Origin of the sequence: Bradyrhizobium diversitatis, from assembly GCF_016031635.1 — a bacterium.
GTDB classification, from domain to species: domain Bacteria; phylum Pseudomonadota; class Alphaproteobacteria; order Rhizobiales; family Xanthobacteraceae; genus Bradyrhizobium; species Bradyrhizobium diversitatis.
The window spans coordinates 46,464-64,588 of sequence record NZ_JACEGD010000026.1 but is presented as its reverse complement, the minus strand read 5'-3'; the positions used below and the strand labels follow the sequence as shown (position 1 = coordinate 64,588).

At 64.1% G+C, this 18,125-nt stretch carries 18 protein-coding genes; 7 read left to right on the top strand and 11 right to left on the bottom strand.

From position 1 onward, the window contains the following. Positions 1–27 precede the first annotated feature (27 nt). Positions 28–246: a hypothetical protein gene (locus H1B27_RS26435; RefSeq protein ID WP_061878400.1), complete on the bottom strand. Its 219-nt coding sequence runs from the start codon at positions 244–246 to the stop codon at positions 28–30. Between the two features lie 205 nt (positions 247–451). Next, positions 452–1,429 carry a magnesium transporter CorA family protein gene (locus H1B27_RS26430; RefSeq protein ID WP_061878401.1) on the bottom strand — a complete coding sequence of 326 codons (978 nt, stop codon included), beginning with the start codon at positions 1,427–1,429 and terminating at the stop codon, positions 452–454. 331 nt (positions 1,430–1,760) lie between these two features. On the opposite strand from H1B27_RS26430, the gene H1B27_RS26425 reads away from it, so the two are divergent. Beyond that, positions 1,761–2,447 (top strand): L,D-transpeptidase, encoded by a 687-nt coding sequence (locus tag H1B27_RS26425; protein ID WP_061878403.1) that lies wholly within the window; start codon positions 1,761–1,763, stop codon positions 2,445–2,447. Positions 2,448–2,483: 36 nt separating this feature from the next. Here the strand turns inward: H1B27_RS26425 and H1B27_RS26420 are convergent, their stop codons facing one another. After that, positions 2,484–3,566: an extensin family protein gene (locus tag H1B27_RS26420; RefSeq protein WP_197968065.1), complete on the bottom strand. Its 1,083-nt coding sequence runs from the start codon at positions 3,564–3,566 to the stop codon at positions 2,484–2,486. A 64-nt stretch (positions 3,567–3,630) separates the two neighbouring features. Here H1B27_RS26420 and H1B27_RS26415 point away from each other — a divergent pair, with 64 nt between their 5' ends. Next, the gene (locus H1B27_RS26415; RefSeq protein WP_061878405.1) at positions 3,631–5,259 is read left to right on the top strand and encodes a fatty-acid--CoA ligase; all 1,629 of its coding nucleotides are present in this window, start codon (positions 3,631–3,633) and stop codon (positions 5,257–5,259) included. Positions 5,260–5,507: 248 nt separating this feature from the next. Further along, complete coding sequence (locus H1B27_RS26410; protein ID WP_197968064.1) at positions 5,508–6,362, top strand: DUF1499 domain-containing protein; 855 nt, start codon at positions 5,508–5,510, stop codon at positions 6,360–6,362. A gap of 60 nt (positions 6,363–6,422) precedes the next feature. Here the strand turns inward: H1B27_RS26410 and H1B27_RS26405 are convergent, their stop codons facing one another. The 4 genes from H1B27_RS26405 to H1B27_RS26390 form a co-directional block, all read right to left on the bottom strand. Next, positions 6,423–7,340 carry an MBL fold metallo-hydrolase gene (locus tag H1B27_RS26405; RefSeq protein ID WP_197968062.1) on the bottom strand — a complete coding sequence of 306 codons (918 nt, stop codon included), beginning with the start codon at positions 7,338–7,340 and terminating at the stop codon, positions 6,423–6,425. Positions 7,341–7,476: 136 nt separating this feature from the next. Further along, on the bottom strand, positions 7,477–8,691 hold the full coding sequence (locus tag H1B27_RS26400; RefSeq protein ID WP_028135001.1) for an acyl-CoA dehydrogenase: 1,215 nt from the start codon (positions 8,689–8,691) through the stop codon (positions 7,477–7,479). A 131-nt stretch (positions 8,692–8,822) separates the two neighbouring features. Beyond that, a complete protein-coding gene (ribB, locus tag H1B27_RS26395) occupies positions 8,823–9,899 on the bottom strand; it encodes a 3,4-dihydroxy-2-butanone-4-phosphate synthase (protein WP_197968061.1) in 1,077 nt (358 codons plus the stop codon). Between the two features lie 189 nt (positions 9,900–10,088). Beyond that, positions 10,089–11,819 carry a cation:proton antiporter gene (locus H1B27_RS26390; RefSeq protein ID WP_197968059.1) on the bottom strand — a complete coding sequence of 577 codons (1,731 nt, stop codon included), beginning with the start codon at positions 11,817–11,819 and terminating at the stop codon, positions 10,089–10,091. A 67-nt stretch (positions 11,820–11,886) separates the two neighbouring features. Between H1B27_RS26390 and H1B27_RS26385 the strand changes: the two genes are divergently transcribed. Both H1B27_RS26385 and H1B27_RS26380 read left to right on the top strand, forming a co-directional pair. Then, positions 11,887–12,414 (top strand): DUF3124 domain-containing protein, encoded by a 528-nt coding sequence (locus H1B27_RS26385; protein ID WP_197968053.1) that lies wholly within the window; start codon positions 11,887–11,889, stop codon positions 12,412–12,414. A gap of 52 nt (positions 12,415–12,466) precedes the next feature. Further along, positions 12,467–13,699 (top strand): aminotransferase-like domain-containing protein, encoded by a 1,233-nt coding sequence (locus tag H1B27_RS26380; RefSeq protein WP_197968051.1) that lies wholly within the window; start codon positions 12,467–12,469, stop codon positions 13,697–13,699. A 2-nt stretch (positions 13,700–13,701) separates the two neighbouring features. Here H1B27_RS26380 and H1B27_RS26375 read toward each other — a convergent pair whose 3' ends face one another. Further along, the gene (locus tag H1B27_RS26375; protein ID WP_061878412.1) at positions 13,702–13,974 is read right to left on the bottom strand and encodes a helix-turn-helix domain-containing protein; all 273 of its coding nucleotides are present in this window, start codon (positions 13,972–13,974) and stop codon (positions 13,702–13,704) included. A 161-nt stretch (positions 13,975–14,135) separates the two neighbouring features. Between H1B27_RS26375 and H1B27_RS26370 the strand changes: the two genes are divergently transcribed. Beyond that, complete coding sequence (locus tag H1B27_RS26370) at positions 14,136–14,585, top strand: hypothetical protein (RefSeq protein ID WP_246515723.1); 450 nt, start codon at positions 14,136–14,138, stop codon at positions 14,583–14,585. Between the two features lie 173 nt (positions 14,586–14,758). After that, entirely contained in the window at positions 14,759–14,989 is a 231-nt protein-coding gene (locus H1B27_RS26365; protein ID WP_197968049.1) for a hypothetical protein, read from the top strand. A 60-nt stretch (positions 14,990–15,049) separates the two neighbouring features. Here the strand turns inward: H1B27_RS26365 and H1B27_RS26360 are convergent, their stop codons facing one another. The 3 genes from H1B27_RS26360 to H1B27_RS26350 all read right to left on the bottom strand — a co-directional run bounded on the left by H1B27_RS26360 (position 15,050) and on the right by H1B27_RS26350 (position 18,109). After that, entirely contained in the window at positions 15,050–15,868 is an 819-nt protein-coding gene (locus H1B27_RS26360; RefSeq protein WP_197968048.1) for an aldo/keto reductase, read from the bottom strand. 146 nt (positions 15,869–16,014) lie between these two features. Further along, on the bottom strand, positions 16,015–17,571 hold the full coding sequence (locus tag H1B27_RS26355) for an alkaline phosphatase D family protein (protein WP_197968045.1): 1,557 nt from the start codon (positions 17,569–17,571) through the stop codon (positions 16,015–16,017). 118 nt (positions 17,572–17,689) lie between these two features. Beyond that, entirely contained in the window at positions 17,690–18,109 is a 420-nt protein-coding gene (locus H1B27_RS26350; RefSeq protein WP_197968044.1) for a hypothetical protein, read from the bottom strand. Positions 18,110–18,125 lie beyond the last annotated feature (16 nt).

Below are 18,125 nucleotides of genomic sequence, written 5' to 3'. Positions count from 1 at the left end.
GCCTGGATCGCCCTTACCTTCCGTTCCTCAATCGAGTCGAATCCGACGCGACCTCTCGCGCGGCCGCGGAGCGGCCGTGCTGAATGCAGTCGAGCAGTCGTCGTCGTTCTCACCATCGAGCAGCGGAGCACCACAGTGCCGGCACATGCGTGCCGACATCGACGGCGCCTTGCCGCTCGTCATCGCCTGGCGATAGTTCGCCAGATCGATGACGTTGCGGGGCGTCGTTATGTGTTTCTCAACCATGGCTGTTCCTCGCGGCTACGCACTGCTTATCGCAGACAAGTTTCGCGCAAACGTTCAGCCCACCGCTCAAATTTTACCGGAGGAATTGCGGCACGGCGCGGACATCACGGCACCGCCTCAATCCCGATCTATTCTGCGACACGTTCTATTGTGTCTCCGCGAGCGGCGTAAGGTCTCGGTAGGTATCTTCGCTCGAGCGCGACTCCTACAGCCACTTCTTCCATTTGAAGATCCAGTACGGGACGACCGCGGCGGCCAGCATCATCACCAGCGCCATCGGATAGCCGTGCACCCATTCGAGTTCCGGCATCACCTTGAAGTTCATGCCGTAGACCGAGGCGATCAGCGTCGGCGGCATCAGGACGACGGCCATCACCGAGAACAGCTTGATGATGTTGTTCTGCTCGAGATTGACGACGCCGAGCATGGCGTCGAGCACGAAGGTGATCTTGTTGGAGAGATAGGAGGCGTGGTCGGTCAACGAAGCGACGTCGCGCTGCATGGTCTTGAGCTGCTCGCGCATGTCCTTCGACCATTTCACGCCCTCGACCACCGCGGACAGGAACGTGACGACGCGACCGATCGACACCAGACTCTCGCGAACCTTCGAGGTCAAATCACCCTTGCGGCCGATCGAGATCAAGATCTGGGAGTATCTCTTTGCCTGCCCATGGCGCTCGCTCTCGGGCTCGAAGATGTCGTGGCTGACCTGATCGATCTCGGCGCCGCAACGCTCCAGAATATCGGCGCAGCGGTCGATCACCGCATCCAGCAGTTCCATCAGCACCATCTCGCCCGTGACGGAAGGCGTGCAGGAGCGGGCGAGCTTGGCCTCGACCAGCGCGAACGGCTTCGGCTGGTCATATCGCACCGTCACCAGGCGATGGTCGCCGAGGATGAAGGTCACCGCCGTGGTCCGGGGCATGTCGGTATCGGAGTGGCACATCAGCGTCGCAGTCATGTAGCGCGCGCCGTTCTCCATATAGAGGCGGCTGGAGATCTCGATCTCCTGCATGTCTTCCCGGGTCGGGATGGCGATGCCCGCGAGCCGCTCCACCGCCTTGTCCTCGGCCGCGCTCGGATTGACGAGGTCGATCCAGACAGCGTTCTCCGGCACGGCCGCAAGATCCTCGATGACAGCCTTCTTGAGGGCGGACTCGGAGGGAACAAACACCGAAAACATGAAAAGCTCCAGAGATCCTGCGACAGCCAGCCCTTAGCGCGATTCTGGCAGGTTCACGATGACAACAACATTAACGGAGCGTTTGGACCTGTGGCGATCCGAGGCTCAACTGTGGCACGGAATCGACAGTTCGGCGCCTCCTGCCGAAAAACCCGCATAGCAGCGCAAAATTTGCGGCAGAAAAGCCACAGCCGGGCTCTCGTAGCGCGGGAAAAGACCTTCAGAGCTGGAATTGTGGCAGATTTCAACGATAATGGGCTTAACGGAGTCGAGGAACTCGGGCGCCAAGCTCAAGCCGTCCGTGCGGTATTGTTTTGATTGGAACCAAACCATGTCGTCGCTGAAAGTTATGTTGGGGATTTTTGCCGCCGGCCTGATGCTGTCGGGCTGCATGCAGGCCACTCATTATGAGGCGACCGACACCAAGTCCTTCAAGCCGAAGGACAAGGAACTGCTCGCCAAGGTCAAATACGAGAACACCCCGGTCGCTGAGCCGTTCCGCCGCGCCATCGTCGAATACCACCGCAAGGAATCGCCGGGCTCGATCGTGGTCGATTCCGACAACCATTACCTCTATTACGTGCTGGAGGGCGGCAAGGCGATCCGCTACGGCATCACCGTTGGCGAAGAAGCCATGGCCTGGTCGGGCATCGCCAAGGTGGGCAGCAAGACCGAGTGGCCGGCCTGGCACCCCACCCCCGGCGAAATTTCGCGTCTGGGCGTGCCGACCTATGTTGCCCCCGGCCCGGACAACCCGATGGGCTCCCGCGCGCTGTACCTCTATTCGGGCGGCAAGGACACGCTGTTCCGGATCCACGGCACCAACCAGCCGGAATATATCGGCGCCTCGATCTCGTCAGGCTGCATCCGCCTGACCAACGAGGACGCGATCGATCTCTATGATCGCGTCAAGGTTGGGACCCTGGTCGTGGTGCTCGAGCCCAAGCACGGCGACTCGCCGTACAATTCGCGACTGGCGCTCGGCAACAGCCAAACCGGCCAGGCGGCCAGCTACTGATCGCCAACGATCTCTGGACAACAAAAGGCGCCGGTTTTACCGGCGCTTTTTTGTTGCCTGCTTGGACGATGGAGACTTCTTGGCAGGGGGCGATTTCTCTTCAGGTGAAGACGATTTCTCCGCCGGCTCGTCGTCAGCACCTTCCTTCGCCTCAGGCTTGGCCGCGACCTCGCGCGGCGGCGCCTCCTCGGGGCGTTCCACCGGCAGGAGCGGGGCGACCTGCGGCAGAGGATCCCAGACGTTCCACTGGCAGATGCGGTAGCCGTTGCGGCGCTGCGCCAGATCGAGATGGATGTGGTCCTCATGGTACCAGTCCGAGCCAGGACCGAGCACGGTGGAAAAGCGCGCGCAGACCGAGTGCAGCACGCGCTCGCGAACGTCGCGCGACAGGGTGCGGTCCGTGAGGCCGATCGACTGCCCATTGGCGAGCTTGATGGCGCGGATGTCGATGGCATTGGCCTTTCCATGCTCGGACAGCAGCGCGCCAGCGACGCGGTTGCGACCGCGGCACTCGAAGGAATCGAAATTGTCGAGGTCGCTGATGGGCGAGCCGAGGCTGGTGGCCAGCGGCACCATGTCCTTGCGCAGCCAATCGGCGATCGCGGACGCCATGGTGCAGCGAAGGATGGCCGCCGGCTTGACCGTCACCTTGCGCTTGTCCGGCAGCACGACCGCTTCCAGCCGCACCAGATCCTCGCCGCCGCAGGCGCCGGGGCCGCGGATGTCCGGGATCGAGGGCGCGATCGCAATGTCCTCCGTCAGCGCGACGCGGCAGTCTGAGGCCAGCTTCTGGGGTGGCGGCGCGGCCTCGGCGGGCTTGTCCGCGCCCGCCTTGTCGGGAGATGGCCTTGTCTCTGCTTCGGACGGAGCCTGGTCCGTCGCTTTGGGGGCCTCTTCTGGCCGCGGTTTTGGCAGGGGAATCTTCGTGGTACGAACGGCCGCGCGCGGCCGTGGTGTACCAAGGCCGAAGATATCGAGTGGCGCAGGATATTTCCGCGCCTCTGCCCTCTCGACAGGCACGAGCAGCAACCCCAGCGCGGCGGTAACCATTGCCGCGCCGACGGACATATAGCCGCGACAAGACCATTTGCGGCGAAAGTCCGGCAGGCTAAAAGTCATGACAATTCTTTGGCCCAAGCTGAGAGCGATAACGCGCCCAGCGACTTCTCGGAGGAACGTGAGAATGCTTGGTTTGATGCAAGATTGGCCCCTGCTCTGCCACCGGATCATCGAACACGCCGCCAGGATTCATGGCAAGCAGGAGGTGGTCACGCGCTCGGTCGAGGGACCGATCCATCGCACCAATTACGCCGAGATCCACAAGCGCGCGCTCAAGGTCTCGCAGATGCTGGAGCGCGACGGTATCAAGCTCGGCGACCGGGTCGCAACGATCGCCTGGAACACCTGGCGCCATCTCGAGGTCTGGTACGGCATCATGGGGATCGGTGCCATCTGCCACACGGTCAATCCTCGCCTTTTCCCCGAACAGATCGCCTGGATCATCAATCATGCGCAGGATCGCATCGTGATGACCGACATCACCTTCGTTCCGATCCTGGAGAAGATCGCCGACAAGCTGCCCAGCGTGGAGCGCTACATCGTGCTCACCGACAAGGCTCACATGCCGGAGACCACGCTGAAGAACGCGGTCGCCTACGAGGACTGGATTGCGCAGGCCGACGGCAAATTCAAATGGAAGGACTTTGACGAGAACACGGCGGCGGCGATGTGCTACACCTCCGGCACGACCGGCGATCCGAAGGGTGTGCTGTACTCGCATCGCTCCAACGTGTTGCACGCGCTGATGGCCAACAATGTCGACGCGCTCGGCACCAGCGCGTCCGAGACAATGCTGCCGGTGGTTCCGCTGTTCCATGCCAACAGCTGGGGTATCGCCTTTTCGGCGCCCTCGCAGGGCACCAAGCTGGTCATGCCGGGCGCCAAGCTCGACGGCGCCTCGGTCTATGAGCTGCTCTCGACCGAGAAGGTGACGCACACCGCCGGCGTGCCGACGGTGTGGCTGATGCTGCTCCAGCACATGGCCGCCAACAATCTCAAGCTGCCGGATCTGAAGATGGTGATCTGCGGCGGCTCGGCGATGCCGCGCTCGATGATCAAGGCCTTCCTCGACATGGGCTCCAACGTGCGTCACGCCTGGGGCATGACCGAGATGAGCCCGATCGGCAGCGTCGCGGCGCTGAAGCCTCCGTTCCACAATGCGACGGGCGATGCCAAGCTCGACGTGCTTCAGATGCAGGGTTATGCGCCCTTCGCGGTGCAGATGAAGATCACCGACGATGCCGGCAAGGAGCTGCCCTGGGACGGCAAGACCTTCGGTCGCCTCAAGGTCTCCGGCCCTGCCGTGGCCAAGGCCTATTACCGGGTCGACACCAACATCCTCGACGAAGAAGGCTTCTTCGACACCGGGGACGTCTCGACGATCGACGAGGACGGCTACATGCGGATCACCGACCGCTCCAAGGACGTGATCAAGTCCGGCGGCGAGTGGATCTCCTCGATCGACCTCGAAAACCTCGCAGTCGGCCATCCGGCCGTGGCGGAAGCCGCGGTGATCGGCGTATTCCATCCCAAATGGGATGAGCGGCCGCTCTTGATCGTGCAGCTCAAGCAGGGCCAGCAGGCCACACGTGAGGACATCCTGAAGTTCATGGATGGCAAGATCGCCAAATGGTGGATGCCCGACGACGTCGCCTTCGTCGAAGGCATCCCACATACGGCCACCGGCAAGATCCTGAAGACGGCGCTGCGCGACCAGTTCAAGGATTATCGCTTCCCGAACGCGGCGGCGTAGCGGCACAGCAAGCTACGTCATTCCGGGATGGTCCGAAGGACCAGACCTCAGGTGCGCAATTGCGCACCGGGGAATCTCGAGATTCTCAGGTGCGCGAGGGCGCACCTGAGTTCGAGTGCTCCGCATCGCCCCGGAATGACGGGCAGTAACAGTCCGGTCTCCCTTGAATTTGCCGCCGCGCCGTGGTCTCAACAAACCATCGTCGCGCCAGATCGGCCGGCATCGCCAACCCCGGCAGAGCTCACCCGATGGCCCGCAGGTTTTCCGCTCCTTACCAGTCGGAGCCCGTGTCCAGCCTGGCGAGCTGGGCGCGCAATCTGGCCGTGTTCGCGGTGGTGGCGGTGGTGGTGTCGGTCATCGTCGTCCGCTTCGATTTCCTGGAGCCGAAACCGGCGCTTGCGACTTTCTTCGGGGGGCTCGCGATATCAGGCCTCTCGATCTTGTTCGGGCTCGCGGGCTTTGCCGCGATCTGGCAGAACGGCTCGCGGGGCATGGCGCGCATCCTGCTCGCCTTCCTGATCGACGGCGCGATCCTCGCCTATCCCGCCTATCTGGCCTTTCAATATCGCAAGCTGCCGTCCATCTACGACATCACCACCGACCCGATCGATCCGCCGCGCTTCGACGCGATGGCGCGACTGCGCACCGGCGAGGGCACCAATACCGCGGTCTATGCCGGCCTCTACTCGGCGGAGCAGCAGCGCCGCTTCTATCCCGAAATCGTGCCCGTCGAGCTCGAGATTTCCGTCGACCGCGCCTATGCAATCGCGCTCCAGCTCGTGCACAAGCGCAAATGGATCGTCATCGACGAGCGCGCGCCGCAGCCGCCGCGCCGCATCGGCCGCATCGAGGCGGTGGCGCGCACGCCGATCATGGGTTTTCGCGAGGACGTTTCGATAAGGGTCGTGCCGGATGGCGATTATTCCCGGGTCGACATGCGCTCCGCCTCGCGCAATTTCGACAGCGATCTCGGCAGCAACGCCGCGCGCGTCAAGAAGTTCATCGACGACCTCAACACCGCCGCCGATGCCGACGCGCTCAAGCCGGTGAAGAAGACGCCGGTCGCGCCGCCCAAGGCGCCGGCGAAGACGGTGAAAAAATAGCGAATTGGCGAGTGGCGAATAGAGAAACGCAATTCGCCACTCCCTATTCGCCATTCGCCCCTAGGCCAGCCGATACGTCCCGCCGATCACGGGATCGCCATCGGTCGCGACCACGCCGCGTGCGACCAGGTCTTCGAGGTGCGCCAGCACGGAGTAGCCGGCGGCCGTCGTCAGCCTCGGATCGATACCGATATAGATCGCGCGGACCATCGTCGGGATGTCGGTCTCGCCCTTGGCGAGGCGGTGCAGGATCGAGGCCTCACGCGCCTTGCGGTGACGGATCAGGAAGCGCACGAAGCGCTGGCCCTCGGGGATCTCGGGGCCGTGGCCTGAGAAATAGAGATCCTCCTCGCGCGCCGCGAGCCGCTCCAGCGAATCCATGTAGTCGATCATCGAGCCGTCGGGCGGCGCCACGATGGAGGTCGACCAGCCCATCACGTGATCGCCGACGAAGTTGAACTTTCGCTCGGGCCAGGCGAATGCCAGATGATTGGCCGTGTGGCCGGGCGTCGCCACGGCCTCGAGCCGCCAGCCGTCGCCTTCGACGACGTCGCCGTGTGCGAGGTTGACGTCTGGCGCAAAATCGCGGTCGACGCCGGATTCCGGATTGTGCTTCTCGCTCTCGAAGCGCGGGCGCGAGGCGCGATGCGGGCCTTCGGCATAGACCGGCGCACCTGTCGCCTGCTTGATGCGCGCGGTGTTCGGCGAATGGTCGCGATGGGTATGGGTGACGAAGATATGGCTCACCGTCTCGCCGCGCACGGCATCGAGCAGCGCAGCCGCATGCGCCTCATCGTCCGGACCGGGATCGATGATCGCGACATTGCCCTCGCCGACGATGTAGCTGACCGTGCCCGTGAAGGTGAACGGGCTCGGATTGTTGCAGAGCACGCGCCGCACGCCGGGGCGGACCTCCTCGACGATGCCGGGCTTCAGCGGAAAGTTGCGATTGAACGGGACGTCGTCGTTATCGGACATGGCTTCTTCTTTGTTCTTTGACGTCATTCCGGGATGGCCCGTCAGGGCCAAACCCGGAATCTCGATTGAACAGGAATAATGCGGCCCGAGATTCCGGGTTCGCGCTTCGCGCGCCCCGGAATGACGGAGAACCAAATCAGAAAAACGCCTGAATGCCCGTGATCGCACGGCCCAGGATCAGGGCGTGGACGTCGTGGGTGCCCTCGTAGGTGTTGACCGTTTCGAGGTTATGGACGTGGCGCATCACGTGATATTCGATCGAGATGCCGTTGCCGCCGTGCATGTCACGGGCGGTGCGGGCGATATCGAGGGCCTTGCCGCAATTGTTGCGCTTCATGATCGAGATCATCTCGGGCGCGAACTTGCCCTCGTCCATCAAGCGACCGACGCGCAGCGAGCCCTGCAAGCCGAGCGCGATCTCGGTCTCCATGTCGGCGAGCTTCTTCTGCACCAGCTGGGTCGCGGCGAGCGGCTTGCCGAACTGCTTGCGGTCGAGCGTGTACTGGCGGGCGCGATGCATGCAGTCCTCGGCGGCCCCCAACGCACCCCAGGAGATGCCGTAGCGGGCGCGGTTGAGGCAGCCGAACGGGCCCTTCAGGCCGGAGACGTTGGGCAGCAGGGCGTCTTCCGGAACGACGACGCCATCCATCACGACTTCGCCGGTGATCGAGGCGCGCAGGGACAGCTTGCCGCCGATCTTCGGCGCCGACAGGCCCTTCATGCCCTTTTCCAGCACGAAGCCGCGGATCTGGTTGTCGTGCGCGGCCGACTTGGCCCAGACCACGAACACGTCGGCGATCGGCGCGTTCGAGATCCACATCTTGCTGCCGGTGAGGCGATAGCCGTCCGAAACCTTCTCCGCGCGGGTCTTCATGCCGGCGGGATCGGAGCCGGCGTCAGGCTCCGTCAGGCCGAAGCAGCCGACCCACTCGCCGCTGGCGAGCTTCGGCAGGTACTTCTTGCGCTGGTTCTCGTCGCCATAGGCGTAGATCGGGTACATCACCAGCGAGGACTGCACCGAGTTCATCGAGCGATAGCCGGAATCGACCCGCTCGATCTCGCGTGCGACGAGGCCATAGGCAACGTAGCTCGCATTCGCGCAACCATATTCCTCGGGCAGCGTGATGCCGATCAGGCCAAGCTCGCCCATCTCATTGAAGATCTCGCGATCGGTCTTCTCTTCGAGATAGGCCTTGGCAACCCGCGGCAACAGCTTGTCCTGGGCATAGGCGCGGGCGGTATCGCGCACCATGCGCTCGTCTTCGGTCAGCTGCTCGTCGAGCAGGAATGGATCGTCCCACTGGAAAGAAGCCGCAGCCGGCTTGTCCTTGGCCTGAGGGCGCACGCTCATGAAACGTCCTTTCGCGTCTGGTTCCGTCAATAATTGCCCGACAAACTAAAGCGCCGCGGCAACAAGTTCAATTGCATCCTGGTTTCGTTCATTCCGGCTCGCGCCACGGCGTGAACCTGGAAACGTTGTGGTCAGCTTTCGAGCTGCTCGTTGGCGACGATCTCGATGCCGAAGCCGGACAGACCCTTGTAGTCGTGCACCGAGGAGGTGAGATGCCGGATCGAGGTGACGCCGAGGTCGCGCAGGATCTGCGCGCCGACGCCGACCTCGCGCCACTGGCGGTTGCGGTCGGCTTCCGTCGACGACTCGTCCGGCAGCGGCGCCACGGGGACGCCGGCCGCACCATCCCGCAAGTAGACCAGCACGCCGCGGCCCGATTTCTTGAAATGTTCGAGCACGGCCGCCATGCGCTTGTGACCGGTGAAGGTGTCCTTGACGATGTTCGGCTTGTGGAAGCGCGTCAGCACGTTCTTGCCGTCACCGACGCCGTTATAGACGAAGGCGACGTGAGCGATGGAATCGAACGGCGAGCGGTAGGCATAGCCCTGCAAGGGGCCGATCGGGCTGTCGGTGACGAAGGTCGAGACCCGCTCGATCAGCTTTTCGCGCGCCTGGCGGTAGGCGATCATATCCGCGATGGTGACGTGCCTGAGCTTGTGCTGGGCGGCGAAGCGGGCGACCTGCTCGCCCTTCATCACGCTGCCATCGTCGTTCATGAGCTCGCTGATGACGCCGACCGGCGGCAGGCCCGAGAGCTTGCAGAGGTCCACGGCAGCCTCAGTATGGCCGGAGCGCAGCAGCACGCCGCCGTCCTTGGCGATCAGCGGGAAGATGTGGCCGGGCCGGGCGAAGTCGTGGGCGCCGACATTGGGATTGGCGAGCGCGCGGCAGCACGAGGCGCGCTCCTCGGCGGAGATGCCGGTGCCGCCATCGGGTTTGTAGTCGATCGAGACCGTGAACGCGGTGGTGTGCGCGGAATCGTTGTGGGCGACCATCGGATCGAGCCGCAGGCGGCGCGCGTCCTCGGTCGTCACGGGAGCGCAGACGATGCCGGAGGTATGGCGGATGATGAAGGCCATCTTGTCGGCGGTGCAGAGCGAGGCTGCGACGATCAGATCGCCCTCGCCCTCGCGGTCCTCGTCGTCGGTGACGACCACGAGCTCCCCCCGGGCAAAGGCCTGCAAGACTTCCTGGACGGTATCGGGCATTCCCAATCTCTATCGGTTATGGGCCGGAGGCTCAGCCGGACGCCTTAGCTGGACTTGGCCCGGGGCGCTAGTGTCCTGGACGCAACCGCATATGCCCCGGGACAGGCCCGTCCACGCGGTTTCAGGCTTGCACCGAAGATACCAGGGATATAGGCGCGCAGGGCCCGCAAGGAAGGCGGCCGGACGCCGTCAGGGCAGCACCTCGCGCCGCTCGCCGAGCCGCTGATCGAGTTCGGCACGCTTGTCGGCGAGCAGGCCGGCCTGGGCGGCTTCGATCACGGTAAACAACTCATGGGCGTCGCTGAGCCGGGTCACGGTGACGTAGCTGGCGCCGGCCTCGTAGAGCGCCCCGACGTCGGCCAGGAGGTCGGCCGTGGCGACGATCAGCGCGGTCGGATTGAGCGCGCGGACGTGGCGGACCAGCTTCTCGTTGGTGGCGCCCTTCAGCAGCGAATCCGGCACGCTGAGGATGATCATCTCGGACTTGCCGATGCCGGCATGGAGCAGCGTATCGACATTGCTGATGTCGCCATAGATCACGTGCAGGCCGCGCGAAAGCAGGGTCTGGTACACATTGGGGTTGAAGTCGACCACCGTGATCTGCTCCAGCAGCACCGGCGCCTGCCGCTCGATCTCGGCCAGCAGCGCGCTCGCGGCGCGGAAAAAGCCGAGGATCACGACGCGGCGGGCTTCGCCATGGCCGCCCTCGTGCCCGTCCTCGGCATGGCCGTTGCCATGGTCGAGGTCGCGCAGGCCGATCCGCTTCAGGGGGCCGATCGCCCAGCGGGTGATCTCGTCGCTGCGGGTCATCACGAAGGTCGAGAGCACTGCCAGCACCACGAAGGCGAAGGAGGCGGCATTTGCCGTCTCCGCGGCGATATGGTGGTCGGCGATACCGGTCTGGATCACCACCAGTGAGAACTCGGAGATCTGCGCGAGGTTCAGCGCCGGCAACAGGCTGGCTCGCAGGCCCTGCTTCATCAGGTAGAGCGGGGTGAAGGTAGTGACGAGGCGGCTCGCCACCGTGAACGCCGCGATCATCAAGGCAAGTCCGATCACCGAGAGGCCGGGCACGGGGATGGTCATCCCCAGCGCGACAAAGAACAGCGTGATGAAGAAGTCGCGCAGCGTGGTGACCTTGGCGGTCACGTCGAGGGCGTAAGGGAAGGTCGAGAGCGACACGCCGGCAATCAGTGCCCCCATCTCGCGCGACAGCGACAGCCGCTCGGCCATTTCGGCGACGAGAAAGCACCAGGCCAGCGCGCCGAGCAGGATCAGCTCGGGCCGCCGGGCGATCTGGTGGAACAGGCGCGGCAGCACGTAGCGGCTGACCAGAAGCGCGGCGGCAACCAGCACAGCGACGCGGCCGATCGAGAGCAGGATGACGGTGACCTGCAGATTGGCCAGGCTCGGCTGCACTGCCAGGAATAGAATCGCGAAGATGTCCTGGAGCACCAGGACGCCGAGGGTGATGCGGCCCGGCAGCGTATCGAGCTCGCGTTTCTCATAGAGCACCTTGACGATGATGACCGTGCTGGACAGCGCGCAGGCGACGCAGAGATAGACCGCATCGAAATGCCCGCCGCCGATCGACAGGCCGATGCCGACGAAGAACAGAACGCCAAGCAGACAGCCGCCGAGCAGCTGGCTGCCCGCCGCGAACAGGATCACCCGCCCTGCCCGCACGATCTTCTTCAGGTCGATTTCGAGCCCAATCATGAACAGCATGAAAATCAGGCCGAGCTCGGAGATGACGCTGATCGATTCCTGCGAATGGACCCAGCCGGCGCCGAATGGACCTATGCAGAAGCCGGCGATAAGGTAGGCCAGGATCAGCGGTTGCCGGGAGAAATGGGCGAGCAGGCCCAGCATCCAGGCAAACAGGATTGAGAGAGTGATGTCGCGAATGAGCTCGTGCATGCCTAATTGGTCCGTTTTGCCGCACCCTAGAGGCGGGTTGCGGTGCGGCAAGCGAGCAATTCGTCACATGCGGAGAGGGCTCGTCGCAGCCATGCTGCTGGGTCCCCTCGCCTTCGCCGATTCGCTCACAGCGCAATCCAAGGTCAATATCGAACAAAACTTTGCCGATTCGCTCACCGCTCTGCCGAAGGAGGACCTCGCCGTTTCCGGTGGGTTCTACGTGCCCGCCTATTCCAGCGTCGCGATGAGCCAGGGCAAGCTGCGCGTCGATTTCTCGGTGACCTTGAGCGTGCACAACGCCTCCGAGACCCAGCCGCTGGTCGTCAAACGCATCGCCTATTTCGACACCGCAGGCAAGCAGGTCGAGAGCTATTTGAAGGCGCCGGTGGCGTTGAGGCCGCTCGCCACCGTCTCGATCTTCATTCCGACCGATGACGTGCGCGGCGGGACCGGGGCCAACTTCCTGGTCGACTGGGCCGCCACGGGGGAGATCGCCGAGCCGGTGGTCGAGGCCCTCATGGTTGGCGGCATCGCCAATGCGCATTACGCTTTCATCAGCCAGGGCCGCCCAACCAGGACGGCCGGCAAGAAGTAAGGCGGCCGGTGCAAAGCCGCCGCTCAACAAGAACAAAACGAGGAACGCTCCCATGACGTCCAGCTTCGATTTCGCACCCCTGTTTCCGGCAGGGCTGCCGGCCCCCTCTGCGCGCTGGACGGGCCTTGCCAAATACAGCTTCGTCGGCGGCAACAATGATTCCGAACAGGTGCCGCTCGACGAGCTGATCGAAGCGACCAACACGGTGCTGCGGCGCGAGGGCCGCTCGCTCGCCACTTACGGTCTGGCACACGGTCCGCAGGGCTACCTCCCGTTGCGCGAATTCCTGGTGACGAAGCTCAAGCGCGATGCCGGTATCACCTGCACGGTGGACGATCTGCTGATCGTCTCGGGCTCCCTCCAGGCGCTCGATCTCGTCAACGCCGCGCTGCTGGCACGCGGTGACACCGTGATCTTCGAGCAGGAGAGCTATCAGGGCTCGCTGAACCGCCTGGCGCGGCTCGGTGTCAACGTCGTCGGCATTCCCCTCGACAAGGACGGCATGCGCATGGACGTGCTGGCCTCCACGCTGGCCGACCTGAAGAGCCGCGGCATCCGCCCGAAATACATCTACACAATTCCAACGGTGCAGAACCCCACCGGCAGCATCATGCCCGAGAGCCGGCGCACTGAGCTGGTGCGGCTCGCGGCCGAATACGGCGTCCCCATCTTCGAGGACGATTGCTATGCCGACCTCGTGTGGTCAGGGCAGCGGCCGCCGGCGATCTACGCGATGAGTCCGAACGGCGGCGTGATCCATATCGGCTCGTTCTCGAAGTCGATCGCGCCGGCGCTGCGCGTCGGCTTCATCGTCGCGCCCTGGGAGGTGATGTCGCGGATGCTGTCGCTGAAGACAGATGCCGGGTCCGGCGCGCTCGAGCAGATGGTGCTCGCCACCTATTGCAGGCCGCATTTTTCGACCCACGTACCGGCCCTGACGAAGGCGTTGCGCACCAAGCTCGACACGCTGATGGAAGCGCTCAACGAGCAGTTCGGGACGGCCGCCGAGTTCGAGGAGCCCAAGGGCGGAATCTTCCTGTGGGTGAAGCTGCCCGACCAGGTCGATACGCTGAAGCTGTATCAGGCCGCGCTTGCCGCCGGCGTCTCGATCAATCCGGGGCCGGAATGGTCGACCAACAGGGGCCATTCCAGCTCGCGACTGCGGCTGTGCTTTGCAAGCCCCACGCATCAGCAGATCCGCGAGGGCGTCGCCGTGCTGGCCGAGGTCTGCCGCAAGGAGTTCGGCGTGCCGGCCCGCAGCGCCAATGTGGAGAAGCGGGCCTGATATCAGGCCGCCTGGGGCTGGCTGCCGTGGATCGCGGAAGCCAGCCGCAGCAACAGGACGATCGAGACGTTGCCCTTGCCGGCCTCGATCTGGGCGATATAGCGCTCGGAGATTCCGGAGCGGCGGGCCAGCTCGCGGCGCGAGAGATCGCAGCGCATGCGCGAGGACCGCAAGCGATCGCCCAGCTCGGTCAGAAACGCGGCCTCGGAATAAGGCGGTACGGCACAGCTCCCCGGCAGCACTTCGCCCGCAAAATCCACGACTTGATTCAGCATTGGTCTATCCACGTTCGCCTTCGGGAATGCCATCCTACCCTCGAAATGCGCTGCCTCATTGACGCGGATCAAATTCACGAGTGATCGCCGGCCGCCGTGGAACGGCCGCGGGCGCGATGGTACAGTTTGGAAGTCTTCGAGGCGGGGTTTTTCAGGACATGATGCGACGTTTGAACCGCTGGATCGCGGCTGTAGTGCTGTGGGTTGCGTTCACCTCCATGGCCGGTGCCGAGACGCTGGCCGCGACCGTCGAGCAATGGGGCCTGCTCGGCTCGTGGGCGGTGGATTGCGCGGCCCGGCCAGACCGCGACAAGGGGGCGCTCCTGAGCTACGAGATCAGGAAGGATGGCCGGGTGATTTACCGGCGCAATTTCGGCGAAGCCAAAGACGAGAACGAGGTGGTGTCGGCCACAGTCGACGCCGAGGGCCTGCTCGACGTGATGGTGTTCTTCCCCTCGCTGCATCAGACTCGCGAATTCGGACTTCTATTGCAGAAGGATGGCAGCCTGCGCGCGATCTACAATCGCAGCGAGCGCGGCGAGTACACGATCAAGGACGGCAAGTACGTCGCCACCGGCGCACCAACGCCCGCGCAGCAACGCTGCGATTAGCCGTCATTCCCAAGCATGATCTGATCGGAAACCGCCGCACACTTTGCGCTGACGTGGCCCTTTGAGTCGGGATCATGCTCACCTGAACATCCATTCAGAATTCTCTCCCCGTTTCTCCGGAACGTTCGCGTGAATACACGGTTTAGATGTGCATTCATTTGGAGAAGGACATCATGAAGAAGCTTGGTTATGTGGTTGCAGCTCTCGGTGCGCTCGTGATCGCAGCGCCGACCCTGGCAAGCGCAGAGACGGTGGTGATCAAGCGCGGTCATCACCATCACGGTCCGCACGGCGCCCGCGCCCAATATCGCATGCACCATCATGACCGCGGCTGGCACCGCCACCATCGCGGAGACCGCGTGGTCGTGATCAAGCGCAGCCACCGCCACCATCACTGGGACTAATGCGCAACGCGAATGAAAATGGCCCCTCACGGGGCCATTTCTATTGCCCAAGCACTCGAACTAATCCCACGCCGGCGCGAAGCCGGGATTGACGCAACGCCTGTCCTTCGACAGCGCGGCGATTTTCTTGCGGTCGGAATCGTCGAGCGTGATCTTGAGCGCGTCGAGATTGGCCTGTTGGCTCTCGCGGCGCGAAGCCTTCGGGATTGCGGCGACGCCGTCCTGGTCGAGCAGCCATTTCAACGCGACCTGCGCGGCGGTCGCCTCGTGCCGGGCGCCGATCTCGGCCAGTACCGGATCCGAGGCGATACGCCCCTGCGCCAGCGGACAATAAGCGACGAGCGGAATCGACTTGGCCTGGAGATAGCCGAGCACCTTCGATTGATCGAGCATGGCGTGATATTCGACCTGGTTGCAGGCGATCGGCGCCTTGATGTCCTCGACCGCGACCTTGAGCAGTGCCGTTGTGAAATTGGCAACGCCAATGGCTCGCGTGCGCCCCTCCTCCTTGAGCTTCATCAGGGTCTCGAACACCGCACCCCAGTCCGCAGCCTTCGACGGCCAGTGCACGAGATAGAGATCGACATGGTCGAGCCTGAGCTTCTTCAGGCTGGCATCGAAGGCGCGCCGGATCGCGTCAGGGGCGAGGTTTTCGTGCCAGACTTTCGTGGTGACGTGCAGCTCGCCGCGCGGCACGCGGGACGACGCGATGGCCGAGCCGATCGGCTCCTCATTGGCATACATCTCGGCAGTATCGATATGGCGGTAGCCGATCGACAGCGCGCTCTCGACTGCGGCGCGGCAGGCATCGCCCTGCATGCGGAAGGTACCGAGGCCAAGCTTGGGCAGGCTGATGCCCTGTGTTTTCAGATGGTCCATGAAACAGGCTCCTGAGATATCGCAGGCCGCCGATGCGCGCAGCAATGCCGCGTGAGCAGACTCTTCGGTGATGGAAAGAGGCGGCGAGAGTAGCGACTATAGCGCGCGAGTCGCCGGCCAGCCAATCATCAAGATCGGGTTCGCGCTTAGGAATGCTGCGCCACCACGGCCGGCCGCCCCTGCGGCTGCGGCACGATATCGACCGACCAGAGGTGACGATTGTCCACGTCCTTCAAGGTCACGGTCATCACACCGCTGCGGCCATCGATGTCGACCCGCCCGAAGAACTGCAGTCCGAAACATGGCGCGAGGTTCTCGCCCTGCGCTGCGCTGCAGCCCTGCTGATACATCGCGACCGGGCCAAAGGTGTCGTCGAGCTCGCCAGGCCCCCAGCTGCCGGCATGCAACGGGCCGGAGACGAACTCCCAGAACGGCTCGAAATCCTGGAATTGCGCCTTGTTCGGATCGTAATAGTGCGCGGCGGTGTAGTGCATGTCGGCGGTGAGCCAGACGATGTTGCGGATACCGGCACGCTTGATGGAGGAGAGCAGATCCGCGATCTCGTGCTCGCGCCGGTCGGGCGGCCCGTTGCCGAGCGCCACGGCATCCAGGCCGATCGGCAAGTCGGCCGCGATCACCTTCCAGGTTGCGCGCGAGGCGGCGAGCTCCCGCTTGAGCCAGGCGAGCTGCTCGGCGCCCAGGATCCAGCCGCGATGGTCGTCGCCCTTGTTCCAGCTCTCGTCGCGAAAGCTGCGCATGTCGATCATGAAGACGTCGAGCAGCGGGCCGTAGGCGATCTTGCGACAGACCCGGCCCTGCCGCGCGCCGATGTCCCGGATCGGCATGAAGTCGAAGAAGGCGCGGCGGGCCCGCGCGACCAGGCGCGGGGTGCCGTCGTCCTCGTGTCCGGTCTCGTCATAGGTCCCGATCGGCGACCAGTCGTTGGTCACCTCGTGATCGTCCCATTGCGCGAACATCGGCACCTCAGCGTGGAAGGCACGGAAGTGCTCGTCGAGGTGGTTGTATTTGTAGTTGCCGCGGAACTGCGCCAGTGTATGCGCGACTTCGGACTTTTCCTCGGTCACGACATTGCGCCAGGTCTCGCCGTTCGACAGTTTCAACTCGGAAGGAATCGGGCAGTCGGCATAGATGTGGTCGCCGGAGTGGATGAAGAAATCCGGACGGTTGTCGAGCATGGTCCGATAGCTGCGATAGCCGCCGCGCGAGACGTCGATGCCCCAGCCCTGCCCCGCGGTATCGCCGGACCACAGGAACGAAATCGACTGGCTAGCTGCCGGCGCGGTGCGGAAATGGCCGATGCGGCCTTCGCCGGCGAGACCGGTGGCAATGTCGTCGAAGCGCAAGCGGTAGAAGATATCCTGGCCCGGTGGCAGATCGGTCAGCAGCAGTTTTGAGGTGAGATCGGCGTCGGGCAATGCATCACCGGAAGCCGACGCAATGATGGTTTTGAAGCTTTCGACGGTCGAGCACTCTACCTGCATCCGCGCGGGCCGGTCGGCGCGCGCCCAGATCACGGCCGAGCCGTCCGAGACGTCGCCGGACTGGATCCCGCCCGCGATCTGCGGGCGGTCGGCGGCACGACTGATGGAGGGTTTCGCAAGCGAGGCGATCGCGAGGCTGGAGGCGGAGCGGACCAGGAACTGCCGCCGGGTCCATGCGCGCGGGGCGCGGAGCGTTGCCATTCAGGAAACCTTCGTCGAATCACGACGGAAGGTGCCTGCGCTCCTTGACTCCCGGCTTACGGTTTCTTGACTCTGCGCCTACGGTTTTGCGACGTGGCGATGACGGCTTTGGCCTCGACTAACGCTTCCAGTTGCAGATACCGCCGGAGCGGCATGGCCAAGTCTGGATGCGGGTATCCATTGCCTGCGCGTCGAGCGGATTGCCGTGGCGGCGCGCAAGCTTGGCACGGGCCGCCCCGCGCGCCTGTGCGCTCCTGGTATGCGCGGCCTTCGGCTCGGCCACACGAACGCGCTCGGCCGCCACCTTCTTCGGCACGTCGACAGGCTCAGCCCGAGCCTGCGCCTCGTTGCCGCCACGCGCTTCGAGTGCGAGCGGCGCGAAGCGCGTCTCCGGCCCGAGACGCTTCGGCGACAGAACGGCCTTGGAGAGATCGAGGCCGAGATATTCGTCAGGCTTGTAGTCGTCAGCGCGCGCAACGCCGCCCCCTGCGATCACGAGGGCAAGGGCAATTGCGAAGGGAACGTTTTTCAGGACCACGGACGCCTCCTGAAAT